Source organism: Roseiarcus sp., from assembly GCF_052145395.1.
Classification (GTDB): domain Bacteria; phylum Pseudomonadota; class Alphaproteobacteria; order Rhizobiales; family Beijerinckiaceae; genus Roseiarcus.
In genome coordinates, this window is the sequence record NZ_JBKQOT010000001.1 from 1 (window position 1) to 10,848 (window position 10,848).

The 10,848-nt window shown below is 66.2% G+C and carries 13 protein-coding genes; 3 read left to right on the forward strand and 10 right to left on the reverse strand.

Going from position 1 to position 10,848, the window contains the following annotated elements; genetic code table 11:
* Both ACLP25_RS00005 and ACLP25_RS00010 read right to left on the reverse strand, forming a co-directional pair.
* The coding region (locus ACLP25_RS00005; RefSeq protein WP_442467199.1) for an IS3 family transposase at positions 1–335 on the reverse strand (335 nt) is incomplete at its 3' end.
* Positions 332–766: a helix-turn-helix domain-containing protein gene (locus tag ACLP25_RS00010; protein ID WP_442467200.1), complete on the reverse strand. Its 435-nt coding sequence runs from the start codon at positions 764–766 to the stop codon at positions 332–334. The genes ACLP25_RS00005 and ACLP25_RS00010, both read right to left, overlap by 4 nt.
* Before the next feature lie 289 nt (positions 767–1,055).
* Here ACLP25_RS00010 and ACLP25_RS00015 point away from each other — a divergent pair, with 289 nt between their 5' ends.
* Positions 1,056–1,358 (forward strand): hypothetical protein, encoded by a 303-nt coding sequence (locus ACLP25_RS00015; protein ID WP_442467201.1) that lies wholly within the window; start codon positions 1,056–1,058, stop codon positions 1,356–1,358.
* A gap of 9 nt (positions 1,359–1,367) precedes the next feature.
* Here the strand turns inward: ACLP25_RS00015 and ACLP25_RS00020 are convergent, their stop codons facing one another.
* The 5 genes from ACLP25_RS00020 to ACLP25_RS00040 all read right to left on the reverse strand — a co-directional run bounded on the left by ACLP25_RS00020 (position 1,368) and on the right by ACLP25_RS00040 (position 6,802).
* On the reverse strand, positions 1,368–2,216 hold the full coding sequence (locus ACLP25_RS00020) for a sugar phosphate isomerase/epimerase family protein (RefSeq protein ID WP_442467202.1): 849 nt from the start codon (positions 2,214–2,216) through the stop codon (positions 1,368–1,370).
* Positions 2,217–2,335: 119 nt separating this feature from the next.
* Positions 2,336–3,265: a histone deacetylase family protein gene (locus ACLP25_RS00025; protein WP_442467203.1), complete on the reverse strand. Its 930-nt coding sequence runs from the start codon at positions 3,263–3,265 to the stop codon at positions 2,336–2,338.
* A gap of 86 nt (positions 3,266–3,351) precedes the next feature.
* Complete coding sequence (locus ACLP25_RS00030; protein WP_442467204.1) at positions 3,352–3,927, reverse strand: DUF1254 domain-containing protein; 576 nt, start codon at positions 3,925–3,927, stop codon at positions 3,352–3,354.
* A complete protein-coding gene (locus ACLP25_RS00035) occupies positions 3,924–4,502 on the reverse strand; it encodes a DUF1214 domain-containing protein (protein WP_442467205.1) in 579 nt (192 codons plus the stop codon). Before ACLP25_RS00035 ends, ACLP25_RS00030 begins: the two co-directional genes overlap by 4 nt.
* A 68-nt stretch (positions 4,503–4,570) precedes the next feature.
* On the reverse strand, positions 4,571–6,802 hold the full coding sequence (locus ACLP25_RS00040) for a transglycosylase domain-containing protein (protein ID WP_442467206.1): 2,232 nt from the start codon (positions 6,800–6,802) through the stop codon (positions 4,571–4,573).
* 167 nt (positions 6,803–6,969) lie between these two features.
* On the opposite strand from ACLP25_RS00040, the gene ACLP25_RS00045 reads away from it, so the two are divergent.
* The gene (locus tag ACLP25_RS00045) at positions 6,970–7,464 is read left to right on the forward strand and encodes a YcgN family cysteine cluster protein (protein ID WP_442467207.1); all 495 of its coding nucleotides are present in this window, start codon (positions 6,970–6,972) and stop codon (positions 7,462–7,464) included.
* A 43-nt stretch (positions 7,465–7,507) separates the two neighbouring features.
* Here the strand turns inward: ACLP25_RS00045 and ACLP25_RS00050 are convergent, their stop codons facing one another.
* Positions 7,508–8,119 carry a glutathione S-transferase N-terminal domain-containing protein gene (locus ACLP25_RS00050; protein WP_442467208.1) on the reverse strand — a complete coding sequence of 204 codons (612 nt, stop codon included), beginning with the start codon at positions 8,117–8,119 and terminating at the stop codon, positions 7,508–7,510.
* Here ACLP25_RS00050 and ACLP25_RS00055 point away from each other — a divergent pair.
* Complete coding sequence (locus ACLP25_RS00055; RefSeq protein WP_442467209.1) at positions 8,118–9,683, forward strand: ATP-binding protein; 1,566 nt, start codon at positions 8,118–8,120, stop codon at positions 9,681–9,683. The genes ACLP25_RS00050 and ACLP25_RS00055 overlap by 2 nt on opposite strands.
* Positions 9,684–9,686: 3 nt before the next feature.
* Here ACLP25_RS00055 and pth read toward each other — a convergent pair whose 3' ends face one another.
* Positions 9,687–10,283 (reverse strand): aminoacyl-tRNA hydrolase, encoded by a 597-nt coding sequence (pth, locus tag ACLP25_RS00060; RefSeq protein ID WP_442467210.1) that lies wholly within the window; start codon positions 10,281–10,283, stop codon positions 9,687–9,689.
* A 69-nt stretch (positions 10,284–10,352) separates the two neighbouring features.
* Positions 10,353–10,848 (reverse strand): 50S ribosomal protein L25/general stress protein Ctc (locus tag ACLP25_RS00065; RefSeq protein ID WP_442467211.1); only part of this gene is annotated, 496 nt, incomplete at its 5' end.

Here is a 10,848-nt window from a genome sequence, read left to right on the forward strand (position 1 = left end):
TGCCGGCTCATCGTCGTTTGCGGCACGAAGGGGCGGCGGCGCAGGACGAGCAAATTGTCCTCGCGCGTCAGGCGCAGCACCCGCTTGGCGTTGACGATCAGGCCCTGACGCCTGAGCTCATGGGCGATGCGGCGATAGCCGTAATGGCGATTGTCGAGCGCGATGCGCTGGATGAGGTCGCGCAGGTCGGCGTCGTCGCGTTTCGAAGCCTTGGGCGCGAGATGGCGGTAGTAGCCGGCGCGCGACACGCCGCTCAAGGCGCACAGACGCTGAATGTCGGCGTCCTTCTCGGAAAAGCCTCGCTCGGAAAAGCCTTGCGGCTCGACGTCGGTCATTTCCTGGATGACCGCGTAGAGATGGGCGCGCCGGCGCTTCGGCTCGTCGCGTCCCAAAGCCGCAAGGCTTCGCGAAAAAAATGCAAGTCCGCCTGCTGGCGGCCGATGATCCGCTCGAGCTCGGCGATCCGCGCCATGGCCTTTGCCAGTTCATCCGCGCCCCCCGCGGCGGACGGGCCGGCGTCCGCGGACGCAGGCTCGGACGACGCAGGGAGCGCGGGAGGCGGCGGCCGCCACCCGACCTTGCGACCGCGCTTCCGGTTGAGCCCGGCGGCCCCCTGCGTCCGATAGGCCTTGAGCCAATCGTAAAGCAGCTTGCGCGCCACCCCACTCTCGCGCGCCACCTTCGCCGCCGGCTCGCCCCGTTCAAGCCGCGCGACCAGATCGACCTTGAACTCGGTGGAAAAGACCCTGGGAGATGCGTCCGACATGCTTCCCTCGCTCGGAAGCCATGTCACCCTTTTATCCGTGTCTCACTCTTGGGGTCCAGTCCATTTGCGCGAACTCGAGTGTAACGCGTTGAAAGGTCACGATTCACGGGTGAATAAGCGGGCAGCGAAAGGTAGGATTGGACCACGGACAGGGTGTGTTCGCGCTGCCGTCGCACATTTGTCGCTCGTTGCTTGCAGCGCTCTGCGCTCACGCCGACAGTGACAAAGGCCGCTCGACATGGGAACCTCGCCGGGCGTCCAGGGATTTATCCGGAATAGGACTCAGGCAATGTCTGACAAGGAACTTGATCCGGTACAATGGGAATTGGTTCGCGCCGACATCGCGATGGAGAAAGCACGCCTGAAGGCGAACGGCGATTGGTCGAAATGGGAAGCGTTCCAGGCGCAGACCAACGCCAGATTCGGAGCTTTTGCGGCCTCCTCACAAAGGATGGCGCCTGCAGCAAGGAGGGAACGTCCCGAAACCGAGGAGGACCGGGCCGCGTTATGGTACGCAGTCCGAACCCCTGACCTCTCGTTCCTCATCGCGCCGTTTCGAAGGCTGCACCGTCGGGGATGGCCGCTTCGCTGAACGGCGAGCTTACTCCGCAAACGTCGCCCGCAGGTTCCGCAATCCGTCCGCCGCGAGCGCGTCCTGGCTCGCCGCGAGCGGTCGCCAGATCGAGACCGCCTTCGCGATCTCCTTGATCTCGGAGGTGAAGGCCTCGATCACGACCGGGCCCTGAAAACCGACGTCGCGGAGCGCCGTCGCGATGGCGCGCCAGGGCAGGTGGTCGTCGCCGGGCGTGCCCCGGTCGTTCGAGCTGGCGTGGAACTCGACGATGCGCCCCTTGGCGCGGCGGATCGCAGCGGGAATGTCCTTCTCTTCAATATTCATATGGAAGGTGTCGAGCAGCAGCCCGATGTTGTCGGCGCCGACGTCTTTGACGAGCCTGAGCCCCTGATCGATGGTGTTGACGAGGTCCGTCTCGAAACGGTTCAGCGGCTCGACCGCGAGCTTGACGCCCCGCTCGGAGGCGAAGGCGGCGGCGCGCTTCAAGCTGGCGACCGCGCGCTTCCACTGCTCGCGGCGCGCGCTCTCGTCGAGCAGCCGCGTGTTGCCGACTGCGGCATACATCGGCCCCGAGACGAACGGGCTTCCCAAGTCAGCGGCAAAATCGATGCAGCGCTCGAGATAAGCGAGCCCCCCCTGCCGGATCGCCTCGTCCTCGGAACTCAGGTCCCGGCTCGGTCCGAAGGCGCCGCAGATCGTGATGGACACGCCTGTCCGCGCCGCCCGGTCGCGAATGGCGGGCGCGTCGATCGTTTCGGGATCCTCGACGCAGATTTCCAAAATGTCGAAGCCGATCGCCTTGGCGCGGTCGAAGAGATCCAGTGTTCGATTGGAGAAGGGCGAGGCCCAAATGAATGTGCTGGCGCCGTATCGCATGGCTGATTCCAGAAGCCGACGCCGGCGAATGTTCTCCCGTTCCAGGCCCTAGGCAAGGAAAATCCTGACGCCTTGTTCGCGCAAGGACGAGCGATTCGGCGCGCCGCAGGGCGAGCGCCTCATCCTTCCATCAGCGTCGTCACGTGGGCGGCGACCGAGCGGGCGAGGCTCTCGAGGTCGTACCCGCCTTCGAGAACCGAAACGACGCGGCCCCCGCACCGCTTCTGGCCGATTTCCATCAGCTTGCGCGTGGCCCAGACGTAGTCCGCCTCGACCAGGTTGAGGTTGCCGAGCGGGTCCCGGCGGTGGGCGTCGAAGCCGGCCGAGATGATGATGAGGTCGGGCGCGAAATCGTCGATCCGCGGCAAAATGGCCACCTCCATCGCCTCGCGAAAAACGTCGCCGCCATCGCCGGCCCTGAGCGGGGCGTTGACGATCTGGTCGTGCTCGCCGCGCTCGCTGATCGACCCGGTGCCGGGATAGTTCGGCATCTCATGGGTCGATGTGTACATCACATTAGGGTCGCTCCAGAAGATGTGCTGGGTGCCGTTGCCGTGATGGACGTCGAAATCCATGATCGCAACGCGTTCGGCCCCGTACACCGCGCGCGCATGCCGCGCCGCGATCGCCGCATTGTTGAAAAAGCAGAAGCCCATCGGCGTGGCCATTTCCGCGTGATGCCCGGGCGGGCGGGTCGCGACGAAAGCGTTGCGGACCTTGCGGGTCATCACCTCGTCGACGGCGAAGATGGCGCCGCCCGCCGAGCGAAGCGCCGCCTCGAACGTTCCGGGGCACATCGAGGTGTCCTGGTCGATCGCGACATGACCTTGGGCCGGCGTCGCCGAGCGGATCGCTTCGATGTAGTCGACCGGGTGCACTCGTGAGATCGCAGCAATCTCCGCGCGCGGCGCGACGTCCCGCGCCAGCATCTGGAAGACCTCGTTTTCAAGCACACGGTCGACAGCGCGAATCCTGTCGGGACGCTCGGGATGGCCCTCGCCCATGTCGTGCGCCAGGCACGCGGGATGGCTGATGAGCAGTGTGGTCACTCTGGCGTCCTACCTGGCGAGATGCGTTTCCCTAGCCCTGTCGCACTCTCGCGCTGATAACAGGGAAAGTCCACACGTCCAACGTCTCATCGCGGAGCAGGTTCCGGCGCGCAGGTCAGCCGTTTGGCGTCGGCCTCCGCCTCCGGATAGAGGCTCGGCAGCTCGCTAAAGACGCGGATCATCACATAACCCTCGCGCTCGGGCGCCGCAATGCGCAAGTCGCGGGTAGGGCTTTCTTCGTCGTCGTGGGCGGCGAGCGCGCGGACGTCGTCCGGCGTCCCCAAGACCGCCTCGATCGCTCCGCGCGCCCCCGCCCGGTCGGTCAAGGCGTAAAACGCGGGACCGCGGGGCGAATGAAACGAGATTGACGAGAACGCGCGGCCAATCGGGGCGCGAACCCGGATCGGACCGGCGCCGAGATCGTACCGGCAGAACGCCATCGCCACCGCGGGGTCGGCGTCGGGCAGCATGTGATCGCCGGGATCGGCGCGCGGCAGCGCCACGGTCTCGTTGAGCTTCCCGAGCGGGGCGAGCCGAGCGTAGGCGTCCCCGCTGGCGACGACCGGCGTGACGAGGACAACGACGAGGTGCACGATGGCCGCGAGGATCGCCGATGCGGCGATAAAGAGCACGAGGCCTCTCGCGCCGGAGGGCGCCGTCATGCGCAGCCGATCCTCGTCACTCGCGGGGCTGCGGAAGGCTCGATTGCAGCCGCCGTGGCGCCGAGCGGAGAATCGTAGAGTCTCAGGACGAGGGCGAACGAGCCGGGCGCCCCGATCGGCAACCAGTTTCCGGGTTGGACGTCCGCCGCCGCGGTGATGACGAAATCGCCGTCGCCGGCGCGCAGAATCTCCGACGAGCGGAAGCCGTAGCGCCCTGCCGGATTGGCGACGGGAAAGCCTATTGGATCCACAAGGCTCAACGTCCAGTAGCGCGCGGCCGGCGCGCGTGGGCCGATTCGGTAGACGCAGCGCCCGTCGAGCGGCCGCCCCTCGTCGTCCTCGCGGGCGGTCAGTCGCAGGCCCTCGCCGATCGCCAACGGGATTTCGCCGGTCCGCGCCAGGCGCGCGCGCGTATACGGATCAGCCTCATTCGAACCGGCATGGGCTTCGATCGACCATGCGCCGAGCCGCACCCGGTCGAACGGACTGAGATGCGACAGCGCAAACGCGCTCGCAATGAGACCGAGAGCCCAGCCGACGGCGCAGACCAGGACGATTCTGACGAAATCCGCCACGCGACGACAATCCCCATGTTGGGCCGACAAGGGGCGCAGGAGCCGCGCGGAGTCAAGTCGCTGTGAGCTTAAGGCGAGCCGATGGCGGTGCGTGGGACGCCGCGCTCTTGGCTGACGCCAGGAGGCTCCGCTTCCGGCGCAACCGACACAGGAAGGCGCGCCAACGCCGCGCGCGCCAGTTCGCCAATGTCCTCAATGGCGCGCGTCGTCCGTGGAGACAGTGCGACGACGGGAGGCGAAGCGCTGTCTTCGGTCGCCGCCTTGGCCGGCGCCTGTGCGACCGGCCCGGCGGGGGCCGGGGAAGGGGCGGCGACGCCGAACGGCGGCCTCGGCTCTAGGCCCTGGTGCGCAAACGCCATGATCTCCCGCCACGTCATTGCGGGCAATATGCCGCCGGTCAGGTTCTCCATCGGCGCATTGTCGTCGTTGCCGAACCAGACGCTGCCGACGAGGTTGCCGGTGAAGGCGTTGAACCAGGCGTTGGTCGAGTTGTTGGTCGTGCCGGTCTTCCCGGAAATGACGAGGCCGGGGATCTGGGCCGCGCGACCCGTGCCCTCGGTCACGACGTGGGTCATGATCTCGTTCATCTCCGCAACCTTGTCCGCCGGCAGGACGCGGATTTGCGGCCCGCCGTCGGCGGCGCGCGAGTAGATAAGCTTGCCGCTCGCGTTGCGCGCCTCCAACGCCGCGTAAGGCGTCACGCGGATGCCGCCGCTCGCCAGCGTCGCGTTGGCGGCGAGCATGTCGATCATCTTGACCTCGTCGGCGCCCACCGGCAGCGACACCGTGTCGACGAGCGGCGTCGTGAGCCCCATCAGACGGGCCGTCTCCACGATCTTGGAGCGTCCGAGCGCAGCGATCTTGGCCAGGTGATAACTCTGCTTCGGCGGCCAGTAGGCTTCGCCGATCTTGACCGACATGCGGATGGCCGCTGTGTTGAGCGACTCCGCGAGCGCCCGGTAGAGCGGCAGAATCCCGGCGCTTTCGCCGTGGTAATTGTGGACGCAGTAGTCGCCGATACAGATGCTGGAGGCGTCGATCGGCGTGTCGCCGTGATATTTCCCCGTCAACAGCGCGGTCATGTAGACGAAGATCTTGAATGACGAACCCGGTTGGCGCGCGGCGTCGGTCGCCCGGTTGAACTGGCTGGCGCCGTAGTCGCGTCCTCCGACCATCGCCCGCACGAGGCCGTCGGTCGTTGCGATCACGGCGGCCGCCTGATGGGCTCTGTAGGCCGGCGCCTTGTCGCGCAGCATGGTTTCGATCGCCGACTCGGCCTTGGTCTGCAGCGTGCTGTCGAGGCCGGTGCGTACGGTCAGGGTGCGGTCGCTCCCCAGCTTACCCGCCTCCGCTAGCGCTTTCACCTCCGAATAGGCGAAGTCGAGGTACCAATCCGGACTGTCGTGAGGCGGCCGGTCGACCGGCGTCGCGAGATTGCGGCGGGCGGCGTACACCTGCCCCTCAGTCATAAAACCGGCGTCGACCAGATTGTCCAGGACGTCGTTGGCTCGGGCGCGCGCGGCTGCGAGATTGACGAGGGGCGAAAACTTGGTGGGCGCCTTGAAGAGGCCGGCGAGCATCGCCGCTTCGGCGAGATCGATGTCGCGGGCGGACTTGCCGAAATAAGTCTGCGCCGCCGCCTCCACGCCGAAAGCGCCGGCGCCCATGTATGCGCGGTCCAGATAGAGTTTAAGGATCTCTTTTTTGGTCAAATGGAACTCGAGCCAGAGCGCGAGATAGGCCTCCTTGATCTTGCGCTCGATCGACCGCTCGTTGCTGAGGAAGATGTTCTTCGCCAGTTGCTGCGTGATCGACGACCCCCCCTGCACGACGCCGGCGGCCCTGGCGTCGACGGTGAGCGCACGAAAGGTGCCGATCACGTCGATGCCGAAGTGACTGAAGAAACGCCGGTCCTCGGTCGCGATCACGGCTTTAATGAAATAGTCCGGAAGTTCCTCGAACCGCACGGCTTCGTCGCGGTTGACGCCCCGTTTGCCGACTTCGACGCCATAGCGATCCTGAAACGTCACCGCGAGATCGCTGCGCGCCAGGCGGTCGTCGTCGGCCGTCTCGCGAAAGGCCGGGAGGGCCAGCGCCAGCGCGACCAGAAGGCCGGCCAGTCCAAGCGTCAGAGCCTCACACGCGACTTCGACCGCGACCCGGGCCACGCCGGAAAGGTGCATCCGATCGGAGGCGTCGTCGATCGCCTGCAGGATGCGGAGCGTCCTTTGACCGGCGGCGAACATGGTCGAATCGATGAAGGCGTCGAGCGCGAGCAGGGCGCGCGAGGCCCAGGTCATCGCTTTTTCTGTTCGCCTCCTCGACACGAAAGCCCTCGATTGCGGTCTGATGGCGGAATTGCATCCCGACACTTAACATAGGGGCCGCTGCAGCCTAAAGGGAGGCGGCGGCGCGCCAGAACAGCGCCGCGGATTAACTTTCGCTCCCGGAGTTTGAGCCCGCGCCGATGACGAACCAGCGCCCCAAAGCCGCGCCGTTCTGGAAAGCGAAGACGCTCGAGGAAATGTCGGCCGAAGAATGGGAGAGCCTGTGCGACGGTTGCGCCCGGTGCTGCCTGGTCAAGCTCGAGGACGAGGACACCGGCGAGATCCATTTCACCGACATCGGCTGCACGCTGCTGGACGCCAAGGAATGCCGATGTCGCGACTACCGGCGTCGCAGCCGCCGGGTTCCCGACTGCGTCAGGCTGACACCTGCGGTCGTCCGCTCCCTTAGCTGGCTGCCAGTGACCTGCGCCTATCGACTGGTCTCGGAAGGCAAGGATCTGCCGGATTGGCATCCGCTCGTTTCCGGTTCGTCGGAAAGTGTTCACGAGGCCGGCGTTTCCGTGCGGGGCCGGGTCCACGCCGCCGAGGACGACGTGCCGCAGGAATTGTGGCTGGAGCGCATCGTCCGCTGGCCCAATCGGCGGCCGGCGCGGCGCCGGGGCGGCGCTGGCTAAGCAGCCCCGCCGACGGGTTCAGCGTGCATTCAAGCTCGTCCCACTAGACGCGGACCGCCTGACCCGAAGGTGAACTGATTCTAAGGATGGTTCTTACATCGGTGGCGCCGCTGGTCGGTTTTGCCTCCGTTTCCGTGCAAGCGATGCCGTTCCCGTCCCTCTCCGACACCATGTCAGGCGCGACGTTGATCGCCCAAGGCTGCGGACGGGGTTGGTATCGCGGGCCTTGCGGATGATGCCATCCGATGGCGCCGAACAGGTTGGGGTCGGGATGCAACTCTTCAATGTAGCGGCAGATGACGATCGATTCGCCTATCACCGTTGCGTCGTCGAGATCTGGGGCCGGAATCACCTGAAACGGTTTGACGGCGGAATATTCGGGGGTCTTGTGCTCGAGCCTAGCGAGATCGACTTCGACCCGACGGATAGACACTCCTTTTTCGGCGAGAAAGACGCGCACGCTGCGCGGGTTCGGCGCGTAGTTGGCTTTGTAAAGCCGCATTCGCCCCTCCCAGCCCAAGTTTGGGAACCATCTTAACCGAGCCGGAATCGAGCGGGAGACGAAAATCCTTCCCCGCGCCGCCAGCGTCAGTCGCTCGTTAATCCCTTGGACAGCATAGTCGGCCGGCGTGTTGCGGTGCGTGCCGGATGTCATGAACGAGTCGAATGCGCAGAGCGAGGCAGGCGGGCGGACCGACCCTGACGTCTGGGCGCGCCGTCGCCGGATGAACCTCGAACTCAGGCGCGCGCGGCAAATCCTGACCGGGCCCGAGACGGCTCCAACCCATTCTGTGGCGCCGATGCGGCTCTTCGCCCAGATCAATCGCAATTCGGCGCCGATGCTGGGACTCGTCGCGCTCGGGACGGCTGCCCTGGCGCTGAGCCTGATCGGCGCGGGACTGGTCGCGACCTGGGCCGCGTTCATCGGCTGCGCCGTCGGCCTCGTCTACGCGCTTCCGGTCGCGTTTCTCGACAATGTCGAAACCGAAAAAGGCGCGGCCGCATGGCGGCGGAAGTTCGTTCTGGCGACGGCCTTCTGCGGCTCCGCCTGGGCCTATCTCATCGTCGCGCTGCTGCGCTCCCCGGAGCCCGACGGGCCGGCCTTCGCGATGCTCATCACGCTGTTGGTTTCGACGATCATGTCGCTGTTGGCCGCGACGATCCCCGCAGCCTTCGTCGCTGGCATGCTGCCGATCATTGTCGGCGTCGTCCTTGCGTATTCCTCGCGATTGCAGAGCGCCGCGCTGCCCGCCGCCGCGATGACGATCGGGGTCATCGGCTATTTCCTGGCGGTCGTCCGGCGGCTGCACGCGGCCGCCGCGCGCAACGTCTCCCTCCAGGCGGAGAAGGACTCACTCATCGCCGAACTCGAGCAGGCCAAACTCAATTCCGATGAGGCGCGCCGGAGAGCGGAGAGCGCGAACCTCGCCAAATCGCGCTTTCTCGCCACCATGAGCCATGAACTGCGAACGCCGCTCAACGCCATTCTCGGCTTCTCCGAGGTGATGAAGGGTGAACTTTTTGGGTCTCACGGCGTCCCCGCCTATAAGGAATATTCGAACGACATCCACGTCAGCGGCCAGCACCTCCTGATGCTCATCAACGAGATTCTCGACCTGTCGCGCGTCGAAGCGGGTCGGTACGAGTTGAAAGAAGAGCCATTGTCGCTGCCCGGAATTGTTGACGACTGCTGCCGGCTGCTGTCGATGCGCGCCAGGAGCCGCAATCTGACGATCACAGACGCGCTGGACAAGGACCTACCGCGTATCTGGGCCGACGAGCGCGCGGTGCGTCAGATCACCCTAAACCTGCTCACGAACGCCATCAAATTCACGCCGCCGGGCGGTTCGGTCGCGATCAAGGTCGGCTGGACTGGCTCGGGCGGCCAATATGTCTCGATCAAGGACACCGGCCCCGGCATTCCGCCGGAAGAGATCCCGGTCGTCCTGTCGTCGTTCGGACGCGGCTCGCTCGCGCACAAGAATGCGGAGGAGGGGACCGGACTCGGGCTCCCGATCGTCAAAGGCCTCGTCGAGCTTCACGGCGGCCAGTTCCGCCTGACGTCGAAGGCTCGGCAGGGCACGGAGGTGGTTGTCATCTTTCCACCCGAGCGGGTCATGAACGCGCTGCCTGCGCTCGATCCCGAAGCGCCTGCTTCGCCGGAACCGAGCCCCCGCAGCGCGCGGCGCAAGCGAAGCGACCCAGCCCAGGCCGCGTGAGGGTTAGTCGGATCCTTTCTCGCCGAAGCCGGCAGCTTCGAGCGCCAAATGGACCTTGTTCTGGAAGCTCGCATCCTGATCCTCGACCAGCAGCGGCGCAGCGTCGGACACGGCGCGACAGAGGGCGTCCACCCAGCCCAATTCCGCCTTCGCAAAGTCGCTCAGCACGAAATTATGAACCAGCGCCTTGTCTCCGGGATGGCCGATGCCGAGCCGCACGCGCCGGTAGTCGTTGCCGACATGCGCGCTGATCGAGCGCAGACCGTTGTGTCCGGCGTTGCCGCCGCCGACCTTCACCCGGACCTTTGCGGGCGCAAGATCGAGCTCGTCGTGAAGGACCGTAAGGGCGCTCGTGTCGAGCTTGTGAAAACGCAGCGTTTCGCCGACGCTTCGGCCCGACTCGTTCATGTAGGTTTGCGGCGCAAGCAGCAGGACCCGCTCGCCGCCGATCGTCCCTTCCGACACGAGGCCGGAAAAGCGGGCCCGGAACGGACCGAAGCGATGCCCGGCAGCCATCGCGTCGATCGCCATGAAGCCGATGTTGTGGCGATTGCGGGCGTAACGCGCGCCCGGATTGCCGAGTCCCGCGATGACGAGCATGGGGCTCCCGTTCGGACGCGCACGCGGCGGAGCGCCCTCTCGCCGCAAGGGGGGAGAGGGCGCCCGGCCTTACTTCTTGGCGGCGGGCTTGGCCGCGGCGGCGGGGGCGGCCGCCTTGGCCGGTGCTGCGGCGGCGGAAGCGGCCGGAGCGGCGGGAGCCGCGGCGGCTGCCGGCCCTTCTTCGAGCATCACCGTCGGCGGCACAATGGTGACGACCGTAAGGTCCGTCTTGGAAGGAACAAGCTTGCAGCCTTCCGGCAACTTGAGCGTCGAGACGTGCACGGAATCCGCGAAATCGAGGCCAGTGAGGTCGATCGTGATCGCCTCGGGAATATTGTCGGCCGGCGCCAGAACCTCGACCGAGTGCAGCACGATATTGACCGTGCCGCCCTTCTTGATACCTGGCGAGGCGTCGCGGTTCTCGACGTGGACCGGAAGGCCGATCCGCACGCGCGCGCCCGCGGCGAGGCGCAAAAAGTCGACGTGCACGGGCCGGTCGGTGACGACGTCGAGCTGGAAGTCGCGCGGGAGCACGCGCTCCTTGCGGCCTTCCATGTCGAGTTCG